Source organism: Stappia sp. (assembly GCF_965276915.1).
Taxonomy (GTDB): Bacteria; Pseudomonadota; Alphaproteobacteria; order Rhizobiales; family Stappiaceae; genus Stappia.
Genome location: NZ_OZ255709.1, coordinates 3281758 through 3307075, shown reverse-complemented (window position 1 = coordinate 3307075; position 25318 = coordinate 3281758). Strand labels below are relative to the sequence as shown.

25 protein-coding genes are annotated in these 25318 nt (G+C 65.0%); 20 read left to right on the top strand and 5 right to left on the bottom strand.

Translation table 11 applies throughout. From position 1 onward, the window contains the following. Nucleotides 1-33: 33 nt before the first annotated feature. The 10 genes from ACQY46_RS15330 to ACQY46_RS15285 all read left to right on the top strand — a co-directional run bounded on the left by ACQY46_RS15330 (nt 34) and on the right by ACQY46_RS15285 (nt 8814). The gene (locus tag ACQY46_RS15330) at nt 34-366 is read left to right on the top strand and encodes an FtsB family cell division protein (protein ID WP_428696899.1); all 333 of its coding nucleotides are present in this window, start codon (nt 34-36) and stop codon (nt 364-366) included. A 199-nt stretch (nt 367-565) separates the two neighbouring features. After that, nucleotides 566-1618, top strand: a complete 1053-nt coding sequence (gene pdhA, locus ACQY46_RS15325; protein WP_428696898.1) for a pyruvate dehydrogenase (acetyl-transferring) E1 component subunit alpha — start codon at nt 566-568, stop codon at nt 1616-1618. Between the two features lie 15 nt (nt 1619-1633). Further along, nucleotides 1634-3022, top strand: a complete 1389-nt coding sequence (locus ACQY46_RS15320; protein ID WP_428696897.1) for a pyruvate dehydrogenase complex E1 component subunit beta — start codon at nt 1634-1636, stop codon at nt 3020-3022. Between the two features lie 15 nt (nt 3023-3037). After that, nucleotides 3038-4408 (top strand): pyruvate dehydrogenase complex dihydrolipoamide acetyltransferase, encoded by a 1371-nt coding sequence (locus ACQY46_RS15315; protein ID WP_428696896.1) that lies wholly within the window; start codon nt 3038-3040, stop codon nt 4406-4408. A gap of 137 nt (nt 4409-4545) precedes the next feature. Beyond that, a complete protein-coding gene (gene lpdA / locus ACQY46_RS15310; RefSeq protein ID WP_428696895.1) occupies nt 4546-5994 on the top strand; it encodes a dihydrolipoyl dehydrogenase in 1449 nt (482 codons plus the stop codon). Between the two features lie 133 nt (nt 5995-6127). Beyond that, the gene (locus ACQY46_RS15305) at nt 6128-6376 is read left to right on the top strand and encodes a GlsB/YeaQ/YmgE family stress response membrane protein (protein WP_428696894.1); all 249 of its coding nucleotides are present in this window, start codon (nt 6128-6130) and stop codon (nt 6374-6376) included. Nucleotides 6377-6447: 71 nt separating this feature from the next. Next, complete coding sequence (locus tag ACQY46_RS15300; protein ID WP_417767671.1) at nt 6448-6687, top strand: GlsB/YeaQ/YmgE family stress response membrane protein; 240 nt, start codon at nt 6448-6450, stop codon at nt 6685-6687. Between the two features lie 49 nt (nt 6688-6736). Further along, nucleotides 6737-7171 (top strand): acyl-CoA thioesterase, encoded by a 435-nt coding sequence (locus ACQY46_RS15295; RefSeq protein WP_428696893.1) that lies wholly within the window; start codon nt 6737-6739, stop codon nt 7169-7171. 54 nt (nt 7172-7225) lie between these two features. Then, nucleotides 7226-8209: a lipoyl synthase gene (lipA, locus tag ACQY46_RS15290; RefSeq protein WP_428696892.1), complete on the top strand. Its 984-nt coding sequence runs from the start codon at nt 7226-7228 to the stop codon at nt 8207-8209. A gap of 146 nt (nt 8210-8355) precedes the next feature. Continuing rightward, nucleotides 8356-8814: a type II toxin-antitoxin system RatA family toxin gene (locus ACQY46_RS15285; RefSeq protein WP_428696891.1), complete on the top strand. Its 459-nt coding sequence runs from the start codon at nt 8356-8358 to the stop codon at nt 8812-8814. Nucleotides 8815-8830: 16 nt separating this feature from the next. Here ACQY46_RS15285 and ACQY46_RS15280 read toward each other — a convergent pair whose 3' ends face one another. The 3 genes from ACQY46_RS15280 to ACQY46_RS15270 form a co-directional block, all read right to left on the bottom strand. Beyond that, nucleotides 8831-9283: a hypothetical protein gene (locus ACQY46_RS15280; protein ID WP_428696890.1), complete on the bottom strand. Its 453-nt coding sequence runs from the start codon at nt 9281-9283 to the stop codon at nt 8831-8833. 81 nt (nt 9284-9364) lie between these two features. Continuing rightward, nucleotides 9365-9889, bottom strand: a complete 525-nt coding sequence (locus ACQY46_RS15275) for a CinA family protein (RefSeq protein ID WP_428696889.1) — start codon at nt 9887-9889, stop codon at nt 9365-9367. Nucleotide 9890: 1 nt separating this feature from the next. Continuing rightward, nucleotides 9891-11147 carry a bifunctional 2-C-methyl-D-erythritol 4-phosphate cytidylyltransferase/2-C-methyl-D-erythritol 2,4-cyclodiphosphate synthase gene (locus ACQY46_RS15270; protein ID WP_428696888.1) on the bottom strand — a complete coding sequence of 419 codons (1257 nt, stop codon included), beginning with the start codon at nt 11145-11147 and terminating at the stop codon, nt 9891-9893. A 147-nt stretch (nt 11148-11294) separates the two neighbouring features. Between ACQY46_RS15270 and dusB the strand changes: the two genes are divergently transcribed. The 9 genes from dusB (at nt 11295) to hflX (ending at nt 22994) form a co-directional block, all read left to right on the top strand. Next, nucleotides 11295-12323 carry a tRNA dihydrouridine synthase DusB gene (dusB, locus tag ACQY46_RS15265; protein WP_428696887.1) on the top strand — a complete coding sequence of 343 codons (1029 nt, stop codon included), beginning with the start codon at nt 11295-11297 and terminating at the stop codon, nt 12321-12323. Next, entirely contained in the window at nt 12320-13435 is a 1116-nt protein-coding gene (locus ACQY46_RS15260; RefSeq protein ID WP_428696886.1) for a two-component system sensor histidine kinase NtrB, read from the top strand. The genes dusB and ACQY46_RS15260 overlap by 4 nt, the downstream gene beginning before the upstream one ends. 18 nt (nt 13436-13453) lie before the next feature. Beyond that, nucleotides 13454-14890, top strand: a complete 1437-nt coding sequence (ntrC, locus tag ACQY46_RS15255; protein WP_428696885.1) for a nitrogen regulation protein NR(I) — start codon at nt 13454-13456, stop codon at nt 14888-14890. 161 nt (nt 14891-15051) lie between these two features. Beyond that, complete coding sequence (locus ACQY46_RS15250; protein WP_428700498.1) at nt 15052-17334, top strand: ATP-binding protein; 2283 nt, start codon at nt 15052-15054, stop codon at nt 17332-17334. After that, nucleotides 17324-18691 carry a sigma-54-dependent transcriptional regulator gene (locus tag ACQY46_RS15245; RefSeq protein WP_428696884.1) on the top strand — a complete coding sequence of 456 codons (1368 nt, stop codon included), beginning with the start codon at nt 17324-17326 and terminating at the stop codon, nt 18689-18691. Before ACQY46_RS15250 ends, ACQY46_RS15245 begins: the two co-directional genes overlap by 11 nt. Nucleotides 18692-18770: 79 nt before the next feature. Further along, nucleotides 18771-20147: a Trk system potassium transporter TrkA gene (gene trkA / locus ACQY46_RS15240; protein WP_428696883.1), complete on the top strand. Its 1377-nt coding sequence runs from the start codon at nt 18771-18773 to the stop codon at nt 20145-20147. A 54-nt stretch (nt 20148-20201) separates the two neighbouring features. After that, nucleotides 20202-21065, top strand: coding sequence for a D-amino-acid transaminase (locus ACQY46_RS15235; protein WP_428696882.1), 864 nt, complete (start codon nt 20202-20204; stop codon nt 21063-21065). Between the two features lie 252 nt (nt 21066-21317). Next, the gene (gene hfq, locus ACQY46_RS15230) at nt 21318-21575 is read left to right on the top strand and encodes an RNA chaperone Hfq (protein WP_306027403.1); all 258 of its coding nucleotides are present in this window, start codon (nt 21318-21320) and stop codon (nt 21573-21575) included. Then, the gene (hflX, locus tag ACQY46_RS15225; RefSeq protein WP_428696881.1) at nt 21576-22994 is read left to right on the top strand and encodes a GTPase HflX; all 1419 of its coding nucleotides are present in this window, start codon (nt 21576-21578) and stop codon (nt 22992-22994) included. Here the strand turns inward: hflX and mazG are convergent. Further along, nucleotides 22940-23848, bottom strand: a complete 909-nt coding sequence (gene mazG / locus ACQY46_RS15220) for a nucleoside triphosphate pyrophosphohydrolase (RefSeq protein WP_428696880.1) — start codon at nt 23846-23848, stop codon at nt 22940-22942. The genes hflX and mazG overlap by 55 nt on opposite strands. Before the next feature lie 179 nt (nt 23849-24027). Here mazG and arfB point away from each other — a divergent pair, with 179 nt between their 5' ends. Then, nucleotides 24028-24465 (top strand): alternative ribosome rescue aminoacyl-tRNA hydrolase ArfB, encoded by a 438-nt coding sequence (gene arfB, locus ACQY46_RS15215; protein ID WP_428696879.1) that lies wholly within the window; start codon nt 24028-24030, stop codon nt 24463-24465. Between the two features lie 11 nt (nt 24466-24476). Here the strand turns inward: arfB and ACQY46_RS15210 are convergent, their stop codons facing one another. Beyond that, nucleotides 24477-25289, bottom strand: a complete 813-nt coding sequence (locus ACQY46_RS15210) for a helix-turn-helix domain-containing protein (RefSeq protein WP_428696878.1) — start codon at nt 25287-25289, stop codon at nt 24477-24479. Between the last annotated feature and the right edge of the window lie 29 nt (nt 25290-25318).

The following is a 25318-nucleotide window of genomic DNA, read 5'->3' as shown; positions in this document are numbered from 1 at the left end:
ATCGAACTGTTTGTATCGAGTCGGGTCGCAACCGTGCCTTTCAATTCCACACGCTATCGCCGCCACACCATCCGCCAGCGCCTTGCCGCGCCGGCGATCGCCATCGGGCTTGTCGCCTATTTCGGGTTTCACGCGCTCAACGGCGAATTGGGGCTTGTCGGCAAAGCCCGGATCGAACATCGTTATGCGGCACTGGAGAAGGAACTGGCGACCCTGCGCGCCGAGCGTCAGGATCTGTTGAGGCGTGTCGTCCTGTTGCGTCCGGAAAGCCTCGATCCGGACATGATCGACGAACGGGCGCGGCTGGGTCTCAACCTCGTCCACCCGCAGGAGCTGGCCATCCTGCGGCCTCGGGGCAATCGGTAAATTTAACCCGTTTCCGATTTAACGCATTGATTTAACCGAAAACAGATTAATTTCTCGATTAGCTATTTTTATCAATGAGATACAGGCAGAAATCGCCTCTCACATCGTCCTTTTATTGACTTTTCCCTTCGGGTACCTTCCGCTAGGTTGCTGATGGGGAAACGCCGTCCCGAACGGGACGCAAAGCGAGATGAGGGACATGGCTGCAACGTCAGGCAAGACGGCCGGCGGGCGCTCTAGGAGCGCATCCCGGGCGAAGGGAGGGGCAGCCAAACAGGCGCCCGCGATCGCGGATTTCACCAAGGAACAGGAACTCGACGCCTACCGGCACATGCTGCTGATCCGGCGTTTCGAGGAAAAGGCCGGCCAGCTCTACGGCATGGGCCTGATCGGCGGCTTCTGCCATCTTTATATCGGGCAGGAAGCGGTTGTGGTGGGCATGCGCATGGCGGCCCGGGACGGCGACCAGATGATCACGGGCTATCGCGATCACGGCCACATGCTGGCGATGGACATGGACCCCAAGGGTGTCATGGCCGAACTGACCGGACGACGGGGCGGCTATTCCAAGGGGAAGGGCGGCTCCATGCACATGTTCTCCAAGGAAAAGCAGTTCTATGGCGGCCACGGCATCGTCGGCGCCCAGGTGTCGCTCGGCACCGGGCTCGGCTTTGCCAACAAGTACCGGGAGAACGGCGCCGTCGCGATGACCTATTTCGGCGATGGCGCGGCCAACCAGGGCCAGGTCTACGAGAGCTTCAACATGGCCCAGCTGTGGAAGCTGCCGGTCATCTACGTGATCGAGAACAACAAGTACGGCATGGGGACGAGCATCGAGCGCGCCTCGGCCACCACCGACCTGTCGCATCGCGGCGCTTCCTTCGGCATTCCGGGCGAGCAGGTCGACGGCATGGACGTGCGCGCCGTGATGGCGGCGAGCGAAAAGGCGCTGGAGCATTGCCGCACGGGCAAGGGGCCGTTCATTCTTGAGATGATCACCTATCGCTATCGCGGCCACTCCATGTCCGACCCGGCCAAGTACCGGTCGAAGGACGAGGTGCAGAAGATGCGGACCGAGCACGATCCGATCGAGCAGGTCCGCAAGCGCATCCTCGACAATGGCTGGGCAAGCGAGGACGACCTCAAGGGCATCGACAAGGAAGTGCGCGAGATCGTGGCGGAGTCCGCCGAGTTCGCGCAGACCGACCAGGAGCCGGACGTCTCCGAGCTCTATACCGATATTCTTCTTTGAAGGTGGGACCGAGCGATGCCGATTGAGATACTGATGCCGGCCCTCTCGCCGACGATGGAAGAGGGCACCCTGGCCAAATGGGTGAAGAAGGAAGGCGACAGCGTTGCCTCCGGTGACGTGATCGCCGAGATCGAGACCGACAAGGCGACGATGGAGGTCGAGGCCGTCGACGAAGGCACGATGGGCAAGATCCTCGTCGCGGAAGGCTCCGAGAACGTCAAGGTCAACACGCCGATCGCGCTGCTGCTCGGCGAGGACGAGGATGCGTCCGCGCTGGATGCCGCGACCAAGGCCGCGCCCGCTCCGGCGGCCGAGGCTTCGCCCGCGCCGTCCCCGGCCGCACCTGCGTCCGTTCCGGCGATGCCGGTAGCGCCGGCGCCCGACGTGCCGGCGGAGCCGGATGCTCCGGAAGGCACGCCGATGGTGAAGTCGACCGTCCGCGAGGCGCTGCGCGATGCCATGGCCGAGGAAATGCGCCGCGACGGCGACGTGTTCCTGATGGGCGAGGAAGTCGCCGAGTACCAGGGCGCCTACAAGATCTCGCAAGGGCTGCTGGACGAGTTCGGGCCGAAGCGCGTCATCGACACGCCGATCACCGAGCACGGGTTCACCGGCCTTGGCGTCGGCGCGGCGATGGCCGGATTGCGGCCGATCGTCGAGTTCATGACCTTCAACTTCGCCATGCAGGCGATCGACCAGATCATCAACTCCGCCGCCAAGACGCTCTACATGTCCGGCGGCCAGATGGGCGCGCCCATCGTGTTCCGCGGCGCCAACGGCGCGGCGGCGCGCGTCGGTGCCCAGCACAGCCAGGACTATGCCGCCTGGTACGCGCATGTGCCGGGCCTGAAGGTTGTGCAGCCGTGGTCGGCGGCCGATGCCAAGGGCTTGCTCAAGGCCGCGATCCGCGACCCCAATCCGGTGATCTTCCTGGAGAACGAGATCCTCTACGGCCAGACCTTCGAGATGCCGGATGTCGAGGATTTCGTCCTTCCCATCGGCAAGGCCAAGGTCGAGCGCAAGGGCAGCGATGTCACCATCGTCTCCTGGGGTATCGGCATGACCTACGTTATGAAGGCGGTCGAGGAACTGGCGGGCATGGGCATTTCGGCGGAAGTCGTCAACCTGCGCTCGATCCGTCCGCTCGACATCGACACGGTGATCGCCTCGGTGAAGAAGACCGGGCGGCTGGTGACGGTCGAGGAAGCCTATCCGGTGTGCTCGGTCTCCTCGGAAATCGGCTACCAGGTGCAGGAAAAGGCCTTCGACTGGCTCGATGCCCCGATCCTGCGGGTGACCGGCAAGGACGTGCCGATGCCCTATGCGGCCAATCTGGAGAAGCTCGCACTGCCGTCGGTGCAGGAAGTCATCGATGCGGTGAAAGCCGTGACCTACACCGCCTGAGGCGAGGGACGAACGATGCCAATCAAGATTTTGATGCCGGCCCTTTCTCCCACGATGGAAGAGGGCAACCTGGCCAAGTGGCTGGTGAAGGAAGGCGACACGGTCTCCTCGGGCGACGTCATCGCCGAGATCGAAACCGACAAGGCGACGATGGAAGTCGAGGCCGTCGACGAGGGCACGGTCGGCAAGATCCTTGTTGCGGAAGGCTCCGAGGGGGTGAAGGTCAACGAGGTGATCGCCCTGCTGCTGGAAGAGGGCGAGGACGCCTCCGCGCTTCAGGGGGCCGATGCGGCCCCCGCTCCGGTCCCTGCCCAGGCGAAGCCCGAGGCTTCAGCGGCTTCCGCGGAACAGCCGGCGAAGAGCCAGGCCGCTTCCGCTCCCGCCGCCGATACCGCGCCCGCCAAGGCCCCGCCGGCACCGGCCACGGCCGAGGGCGGGCGGATCTTCGCCTCGCCGCTGGCGCGCCGCCTTGCCTCGCAGAACAGCCTGGACCTTGCCGCAATCGGCGGTTCCGGTCCGCATGGCCGCATCGTCAAGCGCGACATCGACGAGGCGCTTGCGTCGGGCACCGGCAAGGCTGCGGCAGCTCCCGCCGCCGAAGCCCCGAAGGCAGCCAGCGCTCCGGCGCCGGCCATGGCAAAGGGACCGTCCAGCGACCAGGTGCTGAAGCTGTTCGAGGACGGGTCCTACGAGCTTGTCCCGCATGACGGCATGCGCAAGACCATCGCCAAGCGGCTGACGGAATCGAAGCAGACCATCCCGCATTTCTACGTCTCTGTGGATTGCGAGCTCGACGCGCTTCTGGCCCTTCGGGCGCAGCTCAACGACGCGGCGCCGAAGGACAAGGAGGGCAAGCCCGCCTATAAGCTTTCGGTCAACGACATGACCATCAAGGCGCTGGCGCTGGCGCTGCGCGACGTTCCGGACGCGAATGTCTCGTGGACGGACGAGGCGATGGTCAAGCACAAGCACTCGGATGTCGGTGTTGCCGTGTCGATCCCCGGCGGGCTGATCACGCCGATCGTGCGCAGTGCCGAGATGAAGCCGCTGTCGGTCATCTCCGGCGAGATGAAGGACATGGGCAAGCGCGCCAAGGAGCGCAAGCTCAAGCCCGAGGAGTATCAGGGCGGCACAACTGCCGTGTCCAACATGGGCATGATGGGCGTCAAGGATTTCGCGGCGGTGGTCAACCCGCCCCATGCGACGATCCTCGCCGTCGGCGCCGGGGAAAAGCGTCCGGTGGTGAAGAACGACCAGCTTGCCATCGCGACCGTGATGACGGTGACCCTGTCGACCGACCACCGTGCGGTCGACGGCGCGCTCGGGGCCGAGCTTCTCGGCGCCTTCAGGGGCTACATCGAAAATCCGATGTCGATGCTGGTGTGACCGAGCGCGGCGGTCGGAGCCTCGCGCTTCTGCCGCCGCATCGCGGTGTTTTTGCCAATCCCGTTTTCGGGTCCGTATACGGGCGGCCGCCGGCACATGAAGGCCGTTGATCCGCCGTCCGAGCTGGAGGACTTTCTATGAGCGGCACGTCCTACGACGTCATCATCATCGGCTCGGGACCGGGCGGTTATGTCACCGCGATCCGCGCCGCGCAGCTTGGCCTGAAGACGGCCATCGTCGAGCGCGAGCACCTGGGCGGCATCTGCCTCAACTGGGGCTGCATCCCCACGAAGGCGCTGCTGCGCTCGGCCGAGATCCTCGACCATGCCAATCACGCCAAGAGCTACGGCCTCAAGCTCGAAGGCAAGATGACGGCGGATGTGAAGGATGTGGTGGCGCGCTCGCGCGGTGTCTCGGCCCGGCTCAACGGCGGCGTCGCCTTCCTGATGAAGAAGAACAAGATCGACGTCATCTGGGGCGAGGCGAAGCTGACCAAGCCTGGCGAGATCGTCGTTTCGAAGTCGTCGAAGCCCGTCGTCGAGCCGCAGAACCCGGTGCCCAAGGGCGTCAAGGGCGAGGGCACCTATACGGCCCGCAACATCATCGTCGCCACCGGCGCCCGCCCGCGCGCGCTGCCGGGCATCGAGCCGGACGGCAAGCTGATCTGGACCTATTTCGAGGCGATGAAGCCCGATTTCATGCCGAAATCTCTGGTGGTGATGGGCTCGGGCGCCATCGGCATAGAGTTCGCCTCCTTCTACCGCTCCATGGGCGCGGATGTGACGGTGGTCGAAGTCATGTCGCAGGTGATGCCGGTCGAGGACGCGGAGATTTCCGCCCTGGCCCGCAAGCAGCTTGAAAAGCGCGGTCTCAAGATCCTGACCGAAGCGAAGGTCACCAAGGTCGAGAAGGGCGCCAACTCGATCACCGCTCATGTCGAGACCAAGGACGGCAAGGTGGAGAAGATCACTGCCGACCGGCTGATCTCGGCCGTCGGGGTGCAGGGCAATATCGAGAACCTGGGTCTCGAGGCGCTCGGCGTGAAGACCGACCGGGGCTGCATCGCCATCGACGGTTACGGGCGCACCAATGTGCCGGGCATCCACGCCATCGGCGACGTCGCCGGCCCGCCGATGCTGGCCCACAAGGCCGAGCACGAGGGCGTTGTCTGCATCGAGAAGATCGCCGGGCTGCCCAATGTCCACGCCATGGACAAGGCCAAGATCCCGGGCTGCACCTATTGCAACCCGCAGGTCGCCTCCGTCGGGCTGACGGAAGCGAAGGCGAAGGAACAGGGGCGCGACATCCGCGTCGGCCGCTACAGCTTCGCGGCCAACGGCAAGGCCATCGCGCTCGGCGAGGACCAGGGGATGATCAAGACCGTCTTCGACAAGAAGACGGGCGAGCTGATCGGCGCGCATATGGTCGGCACCGAGGTCACGGAGCTCATCCAGGGCTTCGTCGTCGCCATGAACCTGGAGACGACCGAGGAAGAGCTGATGCACACGATCTTCCCGCATCCGACCCTGTCGGAAATGATGAAGGAAAGCGTGCTCGACGCCTACGGCAGGGTCCTGAACGCCTGAGGAACCGGGTTCGGGGCTCTCGGGCAAGCAGGTGCGCGACGCGCGCGGCGGGCGCTGCAGCTTGAGTTGTCACGGGGAACGTCTAACCTTGGCGGGCGCTGAGGAGCGTACATTCGCAAAACGGGGATTCGATATGGACGTCAAAAACATCCTGATCTGGTGCGTTATCGGTCTGATCGCGGGCTGGCTTGCCAGCCTGGTGCTCGGCGGCGGCGGCCTGGTGCGCTATCTGATCACGGGTCTGGTCGGCGCATTCGTCGGCGGGTTCCTGTTCAACCTCGCCGGCATCAACATCAATGTCGGCAACGCCTTCGTGAACCAGGTCATCGTGGCGGCGATCGGTGCGATCGTCGTCGTTCTGGTCGCGCGCGTGCTCGCCTGACCTTTCCCACATGAACAGCCGGCCGGGTATTCCCGGCCGGCCCGCAGATACAGGCAAGCGACGGAGACATCATGGGTTTCATCGTCTGGATCGTGATCGGCCTGATTGCCGGCGCGGTGGCGCATCGCGTGCTCGACAGCCGCGGCGGGTTTCTCGGCAGCCTCGTCGTCGGCCTGATCGGTGCGCTTGTCGGCGGCAAGATCGCGGAACTGCTCGACCTCAATGTCACGGGCGGGTTCATCGACCAGCTGGTGCTAGCCACTGTCGGGGCCATCCTTTCGCTGTTTGTCTGGCGCAAGATCCGCAGCTAAGCGGGCGGCACCTGCCCGATGACAGGGCCACGTACAACAGGAACTTCAGATGGGCGACGCCCCCGATCTCGACGACTATCCGGTGAAATCCACCGACAAGCTGCGCTATTGCGACACCGACCGTCAGGGCCATGTCAACAATGCGGTGTTCTCGACCTTCCTGGAAACCGGGCGGGTCGACATGCTCTATGGCGGCGATGACAGCGTCGCCCGGCCGGGCGCGAATTTCGTGATCGCGCGATTGGAACTGGACTTTCTCGCCGAGGGAAAATGGCCGGGCTCGGTGGAGATCGGCTCCGCGGTGGAAAAGATCGGCCGCAGCTCGCTGACGCTGGACCAGCTCATCTGCCAGGCCGGCACGCCGATTGCCCGGGCGCGGACGGTGATCGTCCTGATGAACGACGAGACGCGCAAGTCGCAGCACCTTTCCCAGGAGGCGCTTGCGAAGCTCGGGCGCTTCATGAAGGCCGCTTCCAGGGCATAGCAGCCTTGCCGTGAAACACTTGACCTTTCTCACCAATAGCGACAGTTAGGGGCCATGGTCACGATCCTCGATACGGTTTCAAACCGGGACACAGACGCCGCGCGGCCCCGCCATCCGGAGAAGGCCCACCGGCCGGACAATCCGATCCAGCGCAAGCCGGCCTGGATCCGGGTGAAGGCGCCGACGTCGCCCGTCTACCGGGAAACGCAGCAGGTCGTGCGCTCCAACAATCTCGTGACCGTGTGCGAGGAGGCCGGCTGCCCGAATATCGGCGAGTGCTGGTCGAAGAAACACGCGAGCTTCATGATCCTGGGCGACACCTGCACGCGGGCCTGCGCCTTCTGCAACGTGCGCACGGGCATGCCCGGCCCGGTCGACCCGAACGAGCCGACCGGCGTTGCCGAGGCGGTGGCGACGATGGGGCTGCAGCATGTGGTCATCACTTCCGTCGACCGCGATGATCTCGACGACGGCGGGGCGGGGCATTTCGCCGAGGTGATCGGCGCGATCCGGGCACGCGCGCCGGGCACGACGATCGAGGTCCTGACGCCGGATTTCCTGCGCAAGCGGGGCGCGATCGAAACCGTGGTGCGGGCCCGTCCCGATGTCTTCAACCACAATCTCGAAACGGTGCCCTCGAAATACCTGAAGGTTCGCCCGGGCGCCCGCTACTTCCACTCCATTCGCCTGCTCCAGCAGGTGAAGGAGATCGACCCTGCGATGTTCACCAAGTCGGGCATCATGGTCGGGCTCGGCGAGGAGCGGAACGAGGTGTTGCAGCTGATGGACGACCTGCGCAGCGCGGATGTCGATTTCCTGACCATCGGCCAGTATCTGCAGCCGAGCTCGAAGCACCACGCGGTGGCGCGCTTCGTCACGCCGGACGAGTTCAAGGCCTTCGAGAAGATCGCCTATGCCAAGGGGTTCCTGAAAGTCTCGGCGAGCCCGCTGACCCGTTCCTCGCACCATGCGGGCGAGGATTTCGCCGATCTGAGGCGGGCCCGTGACGCGAAGCTGGGCGGCAAGGCCCTCGCCTGAGGCGAAGGGGCTCGGCGGCTCCTTTGGCGTAGCGCCGGAATCGCGCTAAACCCGGACCGGGCCAAATTGCGCGTGCGGAGCATTTCGCCGTGTGCGCGCCGGCCCGCAAGAACCGAAACAGGACCGGACGCGGACAGAAACCAGATATGCCGTCATTCCAGACCGTTCACAAGGTCGCCCACAGCAGCGACGACATGTTCTCGCTGGTGGCCGATGTCGAGAAGTATCCGGAATTCGTGCCGCTTTGCGAAAAGCTTCAGGTCCGGGGGCGGCGGGAGCTGGAGGATGGCCGGACGGTGCTCGTTGCCGACATGACGGTGGCCTACAAGCTGTTTCGCGAGACATTCACGAGCCGGGTGACGCTTGAGCCTGCCAACGGGCGTATCCTGGTCGAATATCTGGACGGGCCGTTCCGGCATCTGGAGAACACCTGGACCTTCCGTTCGCTCGGCGAGGACCAGAGCGAGATCGGGTTCTTCATTACCTACGAGTTCAAGAGCCGCGCGCTCAGCGCGCTGATGTCGGCCATGTTCGACAGGGCGTTCCGCAAGTTCTCCGACGCGTTCGAAGAGCGCGCCGATGTCGTTTACGGCAGCGCGGCCTGAGAGATCCGTGGAGCCGTCAGCGCCCGTGGTAGGATGGAGCGGACTGACCTGAATTGCTGTAGTCCGAAAATGTCTTGCGGATGACGATGAAGCGCTGGCGGCGGTTCATCGCCTCGTCACTGGCCCGCATCACCTCGACATTGGTGCCCGGCACGCCGATATCGGCCAGCTTGACCTGTTGGTCCGGATTCTCGCAGACACGGAACCAGCCGCTGCCCCGGTTGTATTCGAGGCCAACGTCACGACCTTCTTCCGCCTCGTAATTCATCCAGGCGACTGTTGCGGCCCTGGCGAAATAGGACCGGCCGCACAGCGCCACCTGATACAGGTTTTCGCCGTTTTTTTCGAAGATCTTGTGACTGGAATAGAAAGTGCCGTCCTGCTGGCGCGAGATCATGTGAAAGTCGCCTGCAAGCGCACTTGCGGGGACGAGCATGGCCAGGGCGGTGAACAGACAGGATTTACGCATAAGCCGGGTCCTTGTTTGGGCGGACTTTGCGTTCCATCCCCACAAAAAACAATTAACGGCAACAAGCACTTGCAAGTCTGGTCAATAGCCGGCTTCGTCGTTCGGTAAAATTGGACCGAATAGTCCCGCCAGTTCCTGCAGGACAACCCCGACCGTTGCCAGCCGGACCTTGTCGCGCCCGATGTCGCCAAATCTCTTTTCCAGGTGCCGCGCCGCAAAGCCGCGCCGGGCAAATCCGAAATGCACCAGCCCCACCGGTTTGTCCGGCGATCCGCCTCCCGGACCGGCGACGCCTGTCACCGAGACGGCGACATCCGCCCGCGAGCGAGCCAGCGCGCCTTCGGCCATCGCGATCGCGACCCGCGGGCTGACTGCGCCGTCGCTCGCGATGAGATCTGACGGCACGCCAAGCATCTCCGTCTTCGCTTCGTTCGAATAGGTGACGAAGCCGCGCTCGATGACCGCCGAGGAACCGGGGATTTCCGTCAGGACGCCGGCGATCAGGCCGCCAGTGCAGGATTCCGCCGTTGCCAGCATCCATCCTGCGCCGGAGAAGTCCCGGATCACCCGTGTGGCGAGGTTCTCGAGAGGAGCAAGATCGGTCATCTCAGACTTCCAGCGCCTCGTGCTCGTATTCGGGAAGGCGGACAGTGGCGGTGGCCAGGGCCGCGATGCCTTCCGAACGACCGGTGAAGCCGAGGCCTTCCGACGTCGTCGCCTTGACCGACACCCGGCTGGCGACGGTCGCGCAGATCTCCGCGATCCTTTCGCGCATGCGGTCGCGGTGCGGGCCGATCTTGGGATGCTCGCAGACGATGGTGGCATCGAGATGGGCGATCTCGCCGCCGCGCTCGCGCAGGCGCCCGACGGCGAAGGCGAGGAACCGGTCGGACGAGGCACCGCGCCACTGCGGGTCGCCAGGGGGAAAGTGCGAGCCTATGTCGCCATCGCACAGGGTGGCGAGCACAGCGTCGGTCAGCGCATGAAGCACGACATCGGCATCGGAATGCCCCTTGAGGCCCTGGTCGTGGGGGATCGGGACACCGCCAAGCATGACATGGTCGCCCGGCTCGAAGGCATGGACGTCATAGGCGGTGGCGACGCGGGTCTCGCGGTGCGCGTTCTGCGTCCGTAGGGCTTGCTGCTGCTCGGCCTGCATCAGGTCCTCCGCGCTGGTGATTTTCACATTCGCCGGATCGCCAAGCGTGACGGCGACCTTCATGCCGGCCCATTGGGCAACGCCCGCGTCGTCGGTCAGGGTGGTCAGTCCTTGCGCGGCAGCCGCCTCGTGCGCCTTGAAGATCGCGGCAAAGGCGAAGGCCTGCGGTGTCTGTGCCGCGTGCAGGGCAGTGCGGTCGATGGTCTGCGTGACATGACCGGTTCCCATGTCGATGCGCTTGAGCGTGTCGGCGACGGGAACGGCGGAAACGGATGCGTCCGCGCCCTCGCGAACCGCCGCGATCGACGCAGCGATGACATCGGCGGAAACAAAAGGGCGCGCGGCGTCGTGGACCAGCACGATGTCCGGTGCGGCCGGGGCGAGCGCACGCAGCCCGCACAGGACCGAGGCCTGGCGGGTGGCGCCGCCGGAAACGGGAGCGCGCATCCGGGGATCGCTTGCAAGATCGCCGATGCTGCGGTCATAGAAGGGGCGGTCGTCCGGGTGAATGACCACGGTGACCGTGTCGATTTCGGAGCAAGCCAGCAGAGCCTCGAGCGTGTGACGAAGCACGGCCTTTCCGCCAAGGTCGCGATACTGCTTGGGGATCTCGCCGCCGACGCGCGTGCCCCGGCCGGCCGCGACAATGATTGCGGAAACTCCGGTGGCAGGGGGGCTGTCTTTGGTGGCGGCCGGTCTTGTCATTCTTGCAACGTTGATTTTCGAAACTGACCTGCGGGTTTTGGAGCTTTCATTGCTCCTCCACAAGGCTTAAGTGCTGCGGTCCAATTTCGCTCTTGCAGCAATTCGGTCATTGTCTATTCTATAGGCAGAATGGAAAGTGCACATCATATGAGCAAAGAACGCAGTGGCAAGCTGGCAGGCGGAGTGCGGATCGGGTCCGTGACGAGCGCGAATCGTGCGTTCCTGGCTCCGATGTCGGGCGTCACCGATGTTCCGTTCCGTCGGCTCGCGCATCGCTTCGGCGCGGGGCTGGTCGTCTCCGAGATGGTTGCCTGCGAGCAGCTGGCCGAAGGCCATCCCGAAACGCGCCTGCGCAGCGAAGGTGTCGAGGGGGCCGCGCATGTGGTGCAGCTGGCGGGGCGCGAGGAGCACTGGATGGCGGAAGGCGCAAGGATCGCGGAAGGTGCCGGCGCCGATGTGATCGACATCAACATGGGATGCCCGGCCAAGAAGGTGACGTCCGGTTATTCCGGATCGGCGCTGATGCGCGATCTCGATCACGCGCTGCGCCTGATCGAGGCCACCATGGGCGCGGCGACCGTGCCGGTGACACTCAAGATGCGTCTTGGCTGGGACGAGGGCTGCCTGAACGCGCCGGAGCTTGCCCAGCGCGCGGAAGCGGCCGGCGTCGCGATGATCACGGTGCATGGCCGCACCCGCAACCAGTTCTACAAGGGGCGCGCCGACTGGGCCGCAATCGCCGCCGTTCGCGAGCGGATCTCCGTTCCGCTGATCGCCAATGGCGACTGCCTGGGCGCGGACGACGCCCGCACGATGCTGGAGCGCTCCGGGGCCGATGCGGTGATGATCGGCCGCGGCGCCTATGGCCGTCCATGGCTTCCGGGGATGGTCGGAGCCGCGCTTGACGGCGAGGCCGCGATGGCCGCGCCGACGGGGGCAGCACTCGGCGATCTGATCGAGGAACATGTCGAGATGATGCTGGCCCATTACGGCGCCGAGAAGGGGCTGAAGCTTTCCCGCAAGCACATCGCCTGGTATCTCGACGCCGGGGCGCCGGATCTGCCCGGCGATCTCCGGCGCGCGTTGCTGACCTCGACCGATCCGGTCTTCGTGACGCGCACCCTGCGCAAGTGGTTTGCCGACGCGCCGGACGCGCGGATGGAGAAGGCGGCATGAGGGGCATGCAGGAACCCGTTGTCAGCCAGCCGAGCGGTGCATCGAGCCAGATTCTCGATGCCCTTCCTCACCCGCTGATCCTGGTCGACCCGCAAGGACGGATCATCGAGGCGAACATGGCCGCGGAGAGCTTCTTCCGGGCCAGTGCGCAGGTTCTGCGTCGCCATCCGGTCTCGCATTTCGTGCCGTTCGGGAGCCCGCTCCTGATGCTGATCTCGCAGGTGCGCGAGCGCGGCGCGCCGGTCAACGAGTACAAGGTCGATATCGGCTCTCCGCGGATCGGCGCGGAGAAGATCGTCGACATCATCGCGGCGCCCGTCGCCGACCGGCCGGGGGCGGTGGTCCTGATGCTTCAGGAACGCGGCATGGCGGAGAAGATCGACCGGCAGCTGACCTCGCGCGGCGCGGCGCGCACCGTGTCGGGCCTGGCGACCATGCTGGCGCATGAGATCAAGAACCCGCTGTCCGGCATCCGGGGCGCCGCGCAGTTGCTGGAAGGCTCCGCCGGGGAAGACGACCGTCCGCTCACCCGGCTGATCATGGACGAGACCGACCGCATCGTGAAGCTGGTCGACCGGATGGAGGTGTTCTCCGACGAGCGGCCGATCGAGCGCGAGCCGGTCAATATCCACGTGGTGCTCGATCACGTGCAGCGTCTCGCTCATTCGGGGTTCGCCCGCAACACGCCCATCAATGTCGAATACGATCCCTCCCTGCCGCAGGTCTTTGCCAACCGGGACCAGCTCGTTCAGGTCTTCCTCAACCTTGTGAAGAACGCGTGCGAGGCGGTCAGCAGCGAGGCCACCGGCGAGATCACCCTGACCACCGCCTACCGGCCGGGCATCCGGCTTTCCGTTCCCGGTTCGCGCGAGAAGGTCAGCCTGCCGCTCGAGTTCTGCGTGCGGGACAATGGTCCCGGCGTCCCGGAAGACCTTCTGCCGCATCTCTTCGATCCGTTCGTGACGACCAAGGCCAACGGCTCCGGCCTCGGCCTTGCACTCGTCGCCAAGATCATCGGTGACCACGGGGGCGTCATCGAATGTGACAGCCAGCCGGGCCGCACCGTTTTCCGTATCCTGATGCCCGCTTTCGCGACGCAGGACGAGACCTGATACCTGGGAACCCCATACATGCCGACCGGTACAATCCTAGTTGCCGACGATGATGCCGCGATCCGGACGGTGCTCAACCAGGCCCTGTCGCGGGCCGGCTACACCGTCCGCCTGACATCGAATGCCACGACGCTCTGGCGATGGGTCAGTTCCGGCGACGGCGACCTCGTCGTCACCGACGTGATGATGCCGGACGAGAACGCGTTCGACGTGTTGCCGCGCATCAAGAAGCTTCGCCCGGATCTCCCGGTCATCGTCATGAGCGCGCAAAACACCTTCATGACGGCGATCCGCGCTTCGGAGAAGGGGGCTTACGAGTATCTGCCAAAGCCCTTCGACCTGAAGGAGCTGACGTCGATCGTCGGACGCGCGCTGTCGGAGCCGAAGCGCACCCGGGTGGAGCAGCCGGAGGACAATGGCGAGAACATTCCGCTGGTCGGCAGGTCGCCGGCCATGCAGGAAATCTACCGGGTCCTGGCGCGCCTCATGCAGACCGACCTGTCGGTGATGATCAACGGCGAGTCCGGCACCGGCAAGGAACTGGTCGCCCGTGCCCTTCACGACTACGGCAAGCGCCGCAACGGCCCCTTCGTCGCCATCAACATGGCGGCAATCCCGCGCGACCTGATCGAGGCGGAGCTGTTCGGCCACGAGAAGGGCGCTTTCACCGGCGCGCAGCAGCGCTCGGCCGGTCGTTTCGAGCAGGCTGACGGCGGCACGCTCTTCCTCGACGAGATCGGCGACATGCCGATGGAAGCGCAGACGCGGTTGCTGCGCGTCTTGCAGCAGGGCGAATACACGACCGTCGGCGGGCGCGTGCCCATCCGCACCGACGTGCGGATCGTGGCGGCGACCAACAAGGACCTGCGCCAGCTCATCAACCAGGGTCTCTTCCGCGAGGATCTTTACTACCGCCTCAACGTGGTGCCGATCCGGCTGCCGCCGCTGCGCGAGCGTATCGAGGACATCCCCGACCTCGTGCGCCACTTCTTCACGCTTGCCGAGAAGGAGGGCCTGCCGGCGAAGCAGATCGAGACGGCGGCTGTTGACCGGCTGCGACGCTACCGCTGGCCCGGCAATATCCGGGAACTGGAAAACCTGGTGCGCCGGCTGTCCGCGCTCTATCCGCAGGACGTGATTTCGGCTGCCCTCATCGAACAGGAACTGAGCCAGCCGGCGCCGAGCGTCGAGGAAGAGGAGAACAGCCAGGTTGACCTGTCCGGTTCGGTGGAACGCTATCTGAACACCTATTTCCAGGCGTTCGGGGACGCGTTGCCGCCTCCCGGCCTCTATCACCGGATCCTGCGCGAGGTCGAATATCCGCTGATCGGCGCGGCCCTGGCCGCGACCCGTGGCAACCAGATCAAGGCGGCGGAGCTCCTGGGCGTGAACCGCAACACGCTGCGCAAGAAGATCCGGGACCTGGACGTGCAGGTTATCCGCTCCAACCGCTGACACGCGGCGTTGTTCACACGCCCGGACATGGCCGGCGTGGATCGGGCCCGTCTTTCACAGGCGGCCTTCTCTGTCGTAATTTGGCAACATTGTGTGGTAAGGGTGCCGCATTCCCAGCGCCGGTCCCGCATGGATCGATTCCAACAGACGGTCGCTTGCCTGTGCTTGCCGAAAGAACGAGCAGCTTCTCTTCCCAGCCCGATCATGGTGGCCGCGGCCTTCGCGTGCGCCGGATCGGTCTCGTCCTCGTCATCATTTCGCTGATCTCGATAACGCTCACCTTCTTCGTGCTGATGGGCGTGACGCCGATTGCCCCGGACGGGCCGGTGGCGCAGGTCGCGATGGTGATCAACGGCGTGCTGGTGGCGATCCTGCTGCTGCTGATCGGGCTGGAATTCGCCGCGCTGTGGCAGGCACGCCGGCGCGGGCGCGCCGCCGCCCGGTTGCACGGGCGCATCGTGACACTGTTCAGCGTGGTGGCCGCCGTGCCGGCCGTGCTGGTTGCGATCCTGGCGACGATCACGCTCGACCGCGGCCTCGACCGCTGGTTCGAGGATCGCACGCGCCTCATCATCGACAATGCCCTGACGGTCGCCCAGGCCTATCTGCAGGAACATGCGAGGGTGCTGCGCGGCGACCTGATCGCCATGGCCAACGACATCGACCGGGCCAAGGCTGTCTATGATTTCGAGCCGACACGGTTCGACAGTTTCTTCCAGACACAGACGACGTTGCGCGCGCTTCTCGGCGCCTTCCTGATGAAGTCGGACGGGACGGTGATCACCCGGGTCATCGTCAATCCCGATATCGAGGTGCTGCTGCCTCCCACGGAAGCTTTCAGCCAGACGCAGGCGGGCGAGCCGGTGCTGATCGCGCCGGGTGTGTCGAACCTCGTGGGCGGCGTGATGAAACTCTCCGCCTATGACGACATGTATCTCTATGTCACCCGTGCCATGGACAAGCGTGTCGTCGACTATCTCAGACTGGCGGAGGACGGGGCGAGCCAGTACACCCGGATGGAGCAAAGCCGTTTTGGCGTGCAGGTTGCGTTCGCGCTCGTCTATACGGGCGTAACGCTGGTGTTGCTGCTGTCCTCGATCTGGATCGGCTTCGGTTTCGCCAACATGCTCGTCGCCCCGATAAGACGGCTGATCGGAGCGGCGGACCAGGTCTCCAAGGGCAACCTCTATGTCCAGGTGGAGACCGACAAGTCGGCCGGCGACCTCGCCAACCTGGGCTCGACCTTCAACAACATGACGGCGCAGCTGCGCGGCCAGCGCGACGCGCTGCTGGCGGCCAACGACCAGATCGACCGGCGCCGGCGCTTCACCGAGGCGGTGCTTTCCGGTGTTACTGCAGGCGTTATCGGCATCGACGACAGCGGCCGGATCACGCTGGTCAACCGGTCCGCGCTGCACCTGCTGGATTTCAGCGAGAGCACGCTGCTCGACGAACCTCTTGCCCGGGTGATCCCGGAGCTGGCGGAGGTCGTCGAGGACGCGCTGGCACGTGCTGACGACCGGATGAGCGAGACGCAGGTCTCCATCCACAGGCAGGGGCGGGAGCGGACGGTGAACGTGCGGGTCACCAGCGAACAGTCGACACGCAGCGAGCACGGCTTCGTGGTGACGCTCGACGACATCACCGACCTCGTGACGGCGCAGCGGACATCGGCCTGGGCCGACGTCGCGCGACGCATCGCGCACGAGATCAAGAACCCGCTGACCCCGATCCAGCTTTCGGCGGAGCGCATCCGGCGGCGCTACGGCAAGACGATCGTCGAGGATGACCGGTCCGTTTTCGACCAGTGCATCGACACGATCATTCGCCAGGTCGGCGACATCGGCCGGATGGTCGACGAGTTCTCCTCCTTCGCCCGCATGCCGAAGCCGACCATGAGCACCAGCGACCTTCGAACGACGGTGCGGGAGGCTGCTTTCCTGCAGAGCGTTGCCAATCCCGACATCTCGATCAAGACGCTGTTGCCGGACGAGGCGGTCAGGGCCAGCTTCGACCAGCGGCTGGTCGGCCAGGCTTTCACCAACGTGATCAAGAACGCGACGGAATCGGTGATGGCGCTGCCGCCCGAGCAGGCGGGGGGCGGGCGCATTCGCATCAATCTGGTGGAGGACGACAACCGCGTCGTGGTCGAGGTCATCGACAATGGCATCGGCCTGCCGGTGGAGAACCGGCAGCGACTGCTTGAGCCCTACATGACGACGCGCGAGAAGGGGACGGGGCTCGGGCTCGCGATCGTCAAGAAGATCATGGAAGAACACGGCGGCGGCATCGAGCTTCTCGACGCCCCGCAGGATGCCGAGGGAAGCGGGGGCGGAACAGGCGCGATGGTCCGGCTGACAATGGCCAGGAACACCGCTGAGGCCACAGGCCGGACAGACGAGGCGTCCGATACTCCGGAGACGGTTGCAACAGATGGCGTATGATATCCTAATCGTCGATGACGAAGCCGACATTCGAGACCTTGTCGCGGGCATTCTCGATGACGAGGGGTTCAAGACCCGCACGGCCGGGGACAGCGACAGCGCATTGGCGGCGATCAAGGAACGCCGACCCTCGATGGTCGTGCTCGACATCTGGCTCCAGGGCAGCAAGCTGGACGGCCTGGAACTCCTTGACGAGATCAAGAGCCAGGACGCGGAACTGCCCGTCGTGATCATCTCCGGCCACGGCAATATCGAGACCGCGGTCTCGGCGATCAAGCGGGGCGCCTACGACTACATCGAAAAGCCCTTCAAGGCCGACCGGCTGGTGCTGATCACGGAGCGGGCGCTGGAAGCCTCGTCCCTGAAGCGCGAGATCAGGCAGCTCAAGCAGCGCAGCAGCGACGCGCCGGAACTGCTTGGCAACAGCAGCGCCATGAACCAGTTGCGGCACACGATCGAACGGGTCGCACCGACCAACAGCCGCGTGCTGATCGCCGGCCCCTCCGGTGCCGGCAAGGAACTCACGGCCCGGACCATTCACGCCATGTCGCAACGGGCCCGCAACCCGTTCGTGGTGATCAACGCGGCGACGATAACGCCCGACCGCATGGAAGAGGAACTGTTCGGCATCGAGGATGTCGACGGTCGCATCCGGAAGGTTGGCGCGATGGAGGAGGCCCATGGCGGCACCCTCTATATCGACGAGGTCGCCGACATGCCCTACGAGACGCAGGGCAAGATCCTGCGGGTGCTGGTCGACCAGACCTTCACGCGGGTCGGAGGCGTCGGCAAGGTGAGCGTCGACATCCGCATCCTGTCGTCGAGCGCCCGCAACCTGGAGAACGAGATCTCCGAAACGCGGTTCCGGGAGGACCTGTTCCACCGGCTCGGCGTCGTTCCGCTGCATGTGCCGGCGCTGGCCGACCGCCGCGACGACATTCCCGACCTCGTGCAGTTCTTCATGGAGCAGATTTCGGTCGCCTCGGGACTGCCGATACGCAAGATCGGCGAGGACGCGATGGCCGTGCTGCAGGCACATGACTGGCCCGGCAACGTTCGCCAGTTGCGCAACAATGTGGAACGGCTGATGATCCTCTCGAGGGGGGAGCCGGATGCCGTGATCACCGCCGACCTGTTGCCCGGCGAGATCGGTGCGGACGTGCCGAACCTGCCGACCAATGGCGGCGGCGAGCACCTGATGGCGCTGCCGCTGCGCGATGCCCGGGAGATGTTCGAGCGCGACTACCTGCAGGCGCAGATCAAGCGGTTCGGCGGCAATGTTTCGCGGACGGCGGAATTCGTCGGAATGGAACGGTCCGCCCTGCATCGCAAGCTGAAGTCGCTCGGCTTGTCGTGAGCGCCCGCTTTTCCTGGCTTCGGCAGTCGGCATGCTCCCGATTGCCGGCCCTTAGGTTTCCGAAAGGACGCTGGATCCGATGAGAGTGGTGATTTGCGGTGCCGGTCAGGTTGGCTACGGCATTGCCGAGAAGCTGGCCGCCGAGCAGAACGACGTGTCGGTGATCGATTCCTCGCCGCGGCTGATCAACGCGATTCGCGACACGCTCGACGTGCGCGGGTTCGTCGGCCATGGCGCCCATCCCGATGTCCTGGCGCAGGCCGGTGCCGACCAGGCAGACATGCTGATCGCCGTCACGCTTTATGACGAGGTCAACATGGTCGCCTGCCAGGTGGCCCATTCGCTGTTCAAGGTGCCGACCAAGGTGGCGCGCGTGCGCGCGCAGAGCTACCTGAAGTCACATTGGAGCGACCTGTTCTCCCGCGACAATATGCCCATCGACGTGATCATCTCGCCCGAGATCGAGGTCGGCGAGATGGTGCTGCGCCGCCTTGCGCTGCCGGGCGCCGTGGAGACGGTGCGTTTCGCCGACGACCAGGTCGTCGTCGTGGGCGTCGTCTGCCGCGAGGACTGCCCGGTGGTGAACACGCCGCTGCGTCAGCTGACGGAGCTGTTCCCCGATCTGGGCGCCGTCGTGACGGGCGTCTTCCGCGGCAACCACCTGTTCGTGCCCAAGAGTTCCGACACGCTGCTTGTCGACGATCTCGTCTATGTGGTGGCACGGCGGGACCGGGTCCGGCGGACGCTTGCGATCTTCGGCCATGAGGAGCCTGAGGCCAGCCGCGTCGTGATCGCAGGCGGTGGCAATATCGGCCATTACGTGGCGCATACGCTGGAACAGCGCCAGTCGGCGGCGAAGGTCAAGATCATCGAGCATTCGCGCGAACGGGCGCTCAGCATCGCCGACACGCTGAAACGTGCCGTGATCCTGCATGGCAGTGCGCTCGACCAGAACCTGTTGCTCGAAGCGGACATCCAGGACGCCGACACGCTGATCGCGCTGACCAACGAGGACGAGGTCAACATCCTGTCCTGCGTGATGGCCAAGAAGCTCGGCTGCAAGCGCAACCTGTCGCTCCTCAACAACCCGAGCTACCCGACCTTCGCCCATGCGCTGGGGATCGACGCCTTCGTCAATCCGCGGCAGGTGACGATCTCGAAGATTCTCCAGCACGTGCGGCGCGGCCGCATTCGCGGCGTGCATGCCTTGCAGAACGGCGCGGCGGAAGTGATCGAGGCGGAGGCGCTGGAGACATCGCCGCTGGTCGGAAAGCCGTTGCGCGAGGTGGATCTGCCGGACGGCATCCGGGTGGGTGCGATTTTCCGGGACGGCAACGTGATTACGCCGGACGGGAGCGCCATTATCCGGGCGCATGATCGCTGCGTGCTCTTCGCCATTGCCGAGCGTGTTCGGCAGGTCGAGCAAATGTTCCGGGTGAGCCTGGAATTCTTCTGATAGAACCGGCGTTTCCACGCCATGTCCGCCTGATTGTCTGAACCCGGAGGGGAAATGAGCCGCATTGCCTATGTGAACGGGCGCTATGTCCGCCACGCGGAAGCCGCCGTGCATATCGAGGACCGGGGTTACCAGTTCGCCGACGGTGTCTATGAGGTCTGCGAGATCTGGCAGGGCAAGATCGTCGACGAGCGTCGGCATCTCGACCGGCTCGAACGTTCGCTTCGCGAATTGTCGATCCGCATGCCGATGAGCCGTGCGGCGCTATCCCAGATCCTGCGTCAGGTCGTGCGGAAGAACCTCGTGCGCGACGGTATTGTCTACATGCAGGTGACCCGCGGCGTTGCGCGCCGGGATCACGTGTTTCCGCCGGCGGACACGCCGCCGGCCCTGGTCATCACCGCCAAGCCGGTGCGGCCTGCAGCGGGCGAGAAGGCGGCCGAACAGGGCGTGGCGGTCATCACCGTTCCGGAAAACCGCTGGGACAGGGTGGACATCAAGACCGTCGGCCTGCTGCCCAATGTGCTGGCCAAGCAGAAGGCCAGGGAAGCCGGGGCCAAGGAAGCGTGGTTCGTCGATGCGGACGGCATGGTGACCGAGGGCGGGTCGACCAACGCATGGATCGTGACCCGGGACAATTGCCTCGTGACGCGACCGGCGCAGTCCGGCATCCTCAAGGGGATCACGCGGCAGGTTGTTCTGGATATGATTGAACGTGCCGGTTTAACGTTTGACGAGCGGCCCTTCAGCGTGGAAGAAGCACGTCAGGCAAAAGAGGCATTCATTACAGCTGCCTCGACCCTCGTGATGCCGGTGGTGCGGGTCGATGACACCACGATCGGCAACGGGCATCCCGGCGAGACCACGATGGAACTGCGTAAAATGTTCCACACGGTCAGCGAGTTGTCACCTGCTTGACCGGAAGGGACGAGCGGGGCAGGGGCGCCGCTCCCCGGCTCTGATCGTCTGTCCGGGTTGACCCAGAAACGGGCAGAAATGCAGATCGGGATGCGCTAGACTGCCGCTTGTGCGCCCGGGAGCTTTCCTCCGGGCTCTTGACGCCGACCCTTGCCCAGCGCAATGCTCGCGGTCGCGAGAAACCGGTTTCAGGTCGGGTTGTCGGTCGGGTGCACCAATAAACGACAAAGCGAATGCAGGACAATATAAAGCATGGCTGACCGCGCTCAAAACCTTCAGGACACTTTCCTCAATCACGTACGCAAACAGAAGACGCCGCTCACGATTTTCCTGATCAACGGTGTGAAGTTGCAGGGTGTCGTGACGTGGTTCGACAATTTCTGCGTTCTTCTTCGTCGTGACGGCCATTCGCAGCTTGTCTACAAGCATGCGATTTCCACCGTCATGCCGAATGCTCCGGTGCAACTCTTCGACCCGGCCGACGAGGCAGGCGAAAAAGCGGCGGACTGATTGAAAAAACAGCCCCGCCCAGGCAAGGACAAGCCCTCCGCGCAGGAGCCGAACAATCCGTTCGACGCTCCGCGCGGAGCTGCCGGCGCGCGCGCCGCCGTGATCGTACCTGTCCTGTCGGGCCGCTATCGCGGCGACGGCGCGACGGAAGCATCCCTGCGCCGCTCGCCTCAGGCCCGGCTTGAGGAAGCGATCGGACTGGCCGCCGCGATCGATCTCGACATTGTCTCTTCCGGCATCGTCAACGTCTCCAATCCCCGCCCGGGCACGCTCTTCGGCAGTGGCAAGGTCGAGGAACTGGGAGCGATCGTGAAGGCCGAGGAGGCCGAACTGGTGGTCATCGACCATCCGCTGACGCCCATCCAGCAGCGCAATCTGGAAAAAGCCCTGCAGTGCAAGGTATTGGACCGGACAGGCCTGATTCTCGAGATTTTCGGTGCGCGCGCCAGCACTGCCGAGGGCACGTTGCAGGTCGAACTGGCGCATCTGAAATGGCAGAAAAGCCGGCTCGTGCGTTCATGGACCCATCTGGAGCGGCAGCGCGGCGGTCTCGGCTTCATCGGCGGGCCCGGCGAAACCCAGATCGAGGCCGACCGCCGGCTGATCCAGGAACGCATCATGCGCCTGGAAAAGGACCTGGAGCAGGTCACCCGCACCCGCGACCTGCATCGACAGAAGCGCAAAAAGGTACCGCAACCGGTTGTCGCCCTTGTCGGCTACACCAATGCCGGCAAGTCGACCCTTTTCAACCGTCTGACGCAGTCCGACGTGTTTGCCAAGGACCTCCTGTTCGCAACGCTGGATCCGACGCTGCGGCGCGTCACGCTGCCGCATGGCAGCGACATCATCCTGTCCGACACCGTCGGCTTCATCTCCGATCTCCCCACGCATCTGATTGCCGCCTTCCGCGCAACACTGGAGGAGGTGACGGAAGCGAACCTTATCCTGCATGTGCGTGACATCTCGCATGAAGACACGGACGCGCAGGCGGCCGATGTGGCGGCGACGCTCGACATCCTCGGCCTCGACGAGGATCGCGATGCCCGGCTTGTCGAGGTCTGGAACAAGGTCGATCTCCTTCCGGAGGAGCAACGACGGACTCTGGTGGGAGCGAACCGCGCGGGCGCCGGGCCCGTTGCCGTTTCTGCCGTCTCGGGGGAGGGGGTGGACGATCTTCTCACCCGTATCGAGGACCGCCTGTCGGAGGGCAGCCACATCTATCGGGTTTCGGTGCCGCTCGAGGACGGCGAGAGACTTGCCTGGCTCTATCGGCACACCGATGTGCTGAAGCGGCAGGACCAGGAGGCTCGGACCCGCCTCCAGGTCCGTGTCGGCGAGCGGCGGAAGGACGAGTTCTCCGACCGTTATCGAGGCGCTTTTGTCGAGGTCGACGGGGACACGGACGACACGATGTCCTGATCTTCCGCCTGCTGCGTTGACGGTGGCTGCTTGGCCGCCTGCCAGACCTCTTCCATCTCCTCAAGACCCAGATCATCAAGCGTGCGGCCGGAGGATACGGCGGCGTCCTCTATCGCGGCGAAGCGATGGCGGAACTTCCGGTTGGTGCGTTTGAGCGCTTCTTCCGGATCGATGTCGAGATGGCGGGCGAGATTGGCGACGGCGAAGATCAGGTCGCCGATCTCTCCGGCGATGCGCTCGCGGCGATCTCCCGACAGGTCGCCGTCTTCTTCGATCTCGGCGGCAAGCTCCTCCGTTTCCTCGCGAATCTTGTCGAGTACCGGTCCGGCGCTGCCCCAGTCGAAGCCGACGCGGGCGGCCCGACGTTGCAACTTCTCGGCCTCGACAAGCGCCGGGAAGATGGCGGGCACATCGTCCAGGAAGCGGGGCTCGCGTCCGGGAATGCCGGCTGCTTCACGGGCGGCGGCGCGCTCGCGCTTCTCCTCCTGCTTGATGCGTTCCCACATGCCCTTGGCCATGCCGGCGGAGCGGGCCGCCTCGTCGCCGAAGACATGCGGATGGCGGCGGATCATCTTGGTGGTGATGCCCTCGACGACATCGGGAAAGGCAAAGGCGCCGTCCTCTTCGGCAAGCTGCGCGTGGTAGACCACCTGAAGCAGGAGGTCGCCCAGTTCCTCGCGCAGGTTGACCATGTCGCCGCGATGGATGGCGTCGGCAACCTCATAGGCCTCCTCGATCGTGTACGGGGCGATCGTGCCGAAATCCTGTTCCAGGTCCCAGGGGCAGCCGGTTCCCGGCGTCCGCAGCGCGGCCATGATCTCGATGAGGCGGTCGATCCTGCGATCCGGTTTCACGGGCGGCACCTTTGCGGGAAGACGGTTTCAGGAAAACGCAGATCCCGACATAGCATTGGCACGGACAGCCTCCAAGCCCGCCTCCCGAGTGCACGTTGAACCGCCCGGCGATATCGACTAGCACACAGGGGAGCGGCAACGATCATCGCATCCGACCAGGGAAATGAAGGACAGGCGGCATGGCGGAGGGCAGGAGCGCGCCTCTGGAAATCGGGCAGGGCATCGTCATTCCGGCGGAGGATCTGTCGGAGAGCTTCGTGCGGGCCTCCGGTCCGGGCGGGCAGAATGTCAACAAGGTCGCGACAGCCGTGCAGCTAAGGTTCCAGTTGCATGCCAACCGCACCCTGCCGGAGGACGTCAAGCAGCGGCTCGGGCGACTTGCCGGCAGCCGGCTGACGCTGTCCGGCGAGATCCTGATCCAGGCTGACCGCTTCCGTACCCAGGAGCGAAACCGTCAGGACGCGCTTGAGCGGCTTGCGGCACTCGTGCGCAAGGCGCTGGAGCGCCCCAAGCCGCGCAAGGCGACACGGCCGACGCGCGGATCGAAGGAACGCCGGCTCGCCTCCAAGAAGCAGCGATCCGCGGTCAAGCGCCTGCGTTCGTCGGCCGACGACTGACCGAGCCGGCTTCAGTTCGCCCCGGTTTGCGCCGTGATCCGGGCCATGGCGGCTGTCGTTTCTGCATCGGCGGGAAAGAAGCTCTCGATGACGAGTTCGGAGAGCAGGATGTCGACCGCCGTCCCGAACACCGTCGTCGTGCTCAGGAAGGACAGCGGGCCGGCCTCGCTTGCCAGTTGCAGCGGAATGGCGATCCCGGCGTGCCGGTCCGCGCCAAAAGGCCTGTAGGGGCGGGCGCCGGGCGGCACCGGGTAGCTTGCGATCTCGTCATGAAGGGCGGCGAGTTCCACGTCGCCGCTCGTCTCAACCTGGGCGGCCAGCCGCAGCAGGATGTGGGAGCGCCATTGCCGAAAATTGAGGATGCGCGGGGCCAGCCCCTCAGGGTGCAGGCTGACGCGCAGCACGTTGACCGGTTCGGCGAGCAGCGTCGGCGAGACGCCGGCAAGCAGGAACCGGGCGGCCGCGTTGGCGCGCAGCAGGCTCCAGTGGCGGTCGACGGCGATCGAGGGATGGGGAGCATGGCCGTTGAGGATCATCTCGACGACGCCAAGGGCCATCTCCATCTCGGGATGATCGATGGCCCGCGTTTCGGCCAAGGGGGCAAAACCGGCGGCAACAAGCAACGCATTGGTCTCACGCGGCGGCACGGCGAGGTGAACCGCGAGACGCTCCACCATGTCCCGGCTGGGTCTGGCCTTGCCCGATTCCAGGAAGCTGAGATGTCGCTGCGACAGGCCGGCCTCGCCGGCGAGGGCGAGCTGGCTCAGGCGGCGGCGGTTGCGCCAGATGCGGAGTTGGCCGGCGAACGTGCTTGCTGTGCTCATGAGGTCAGATTGGCGCTCCCTCGCGCGTG

Coding starts and splice junctions, on each gene's coding strand:
- pdhA (WP_428696898.1), top strand. CDS start 566: ATGGCTGCAACGTCAGGCAAGACGGCCGGCGGGCGCTCTAGGAGCGCA.
- ACQY46_RS15320 (WP_428696897.1), top strand. CDS start 1,634: ATGCCGATTGAGATACTGATGCCGGCCCTCTCGCCGACGATGGAAGAG.
- ACQY46_RS15315 (WP_428696896.1), top strand. CDS start 3,038: ATGCCAATCAAGATTTTGATGCCGGCCCTTTCTCCCACGATGGAAGAG.
- lpdA (WP_428696895.1), top strand. CDS start 4,546: ATGAGCGGCACGTCCTACGACGTCATCATCATCGGCTCGGGACCGGGC.
- ACQY46_RS15305 (WP_428696894.1), top strand. CDS start 6,128: ATGGACGTCAAAAACATCCTGATCTGGTGCGTTATCGGTCTGATCGCG.
- ACQY46_RS15300 (WP_417767671.1), top strand. CDS start 6,448: ATGGGTTTCATCGTCTGGATCGTGATCGGCCTGATTGCCGGCGCGGTG.
- ACQY46_RS15295 (WP_428696893.1), top strand. CDS start 6,737: ATGGGCGACGCCCCCGATCTCGACGACTATCCGGTGAAATCCACCGAC.
- lipA (WP_428696892.1), top strand. CDS start 7,226: ATGGTCACGATCCTCGATACGGTTTCAAACCGGGACACAGACGCCGCG.
- ACQY46_RS15285 (WP_428696891.1), top strand. CDS start 8,356: ATGCCGTCATTCCAGACCGTTCACAAGGTCGCCCACAGCAGCGACGAC.
- ACQY46_RS15280 (WP_428696890.1), bottom strand. CDS start 9,283: ATGCGTAAATCCTGTCTGTTCACCGCCCTGGCCATGCTCGTCCCCGCA.
- ACQY46_RS15275 (WP_428696889.1), bottom strand. CDS start 9,889: ATGACCGATCTTGCTCCTCTCGAGAACCTCGCCACACGGGTGATCCGG.
- ACQY46_RS15270 (WP_428696888.1), bottom strand. CDS start 11,147: ATGACAAGACCGGCCGCCACCAAAGACAGCCCCCCTGCCACCGGAGTT.
- dusB (WP_428696887.1), top strand. CDS start 11,295: ATGAGCAAAGAACGCAGTGGCAAGCTGGCAGGCGGAGTGCGGATCGGG.
- ACQY46_RS15260 (WP_428696886.1), top strand. CDS start 12,320: ATGAGGGGCATGCAGGAACCCGTTGTCAGCCAGCCGAGCGGTGCATCG.
- ntrC (WP_428696885.1), top strand. CDS start 13,454: ATGCCGACCGGTACAATCCTAGTTGCCGACGATGATGCCGCGATCCGG.
- ACQY46_RS15245 (WP_428696884.1), top strand. CDS start 17,324: ATGGCGTATGATATCCTAATCGTCGATGACGAAGCCGACATTCGAGAC.
- trkA (WP_428696883.1), top strand. CDS start 18,771: ATGAGAGTGGTGATTTGCGGTGCCGGTCAGGTTGGCTACGGCATTGCC.
- ACQY46_RS15235 (WP_428696882.1), top strand. CDS start 20,202: ATGAGCCGCATTGCCTATGTGAACGGGCGCTATGTCCGCCACGCGGAA.
- hfq (WP_306027403.1), top strand. CDS start 21,318: ATGGCTGACCGCGCTCAAAACCTTCAGGACACTTTCCTCAATCACGTA.
- arfB (WP_428696879.1), top strand. CDS start 24,028: ATGGCGGAGGGCAGGAGCGCGCCTCTGGAAATCGGGCAGGGCATCGTC.
- ACQY46_RS15210 (WP_428696878.1), bottom strand. CDS start 25,289: ATGAGCACAGCAAGCACGTTCGCCGGCCAACTCCGCATCTGGCGCAAC.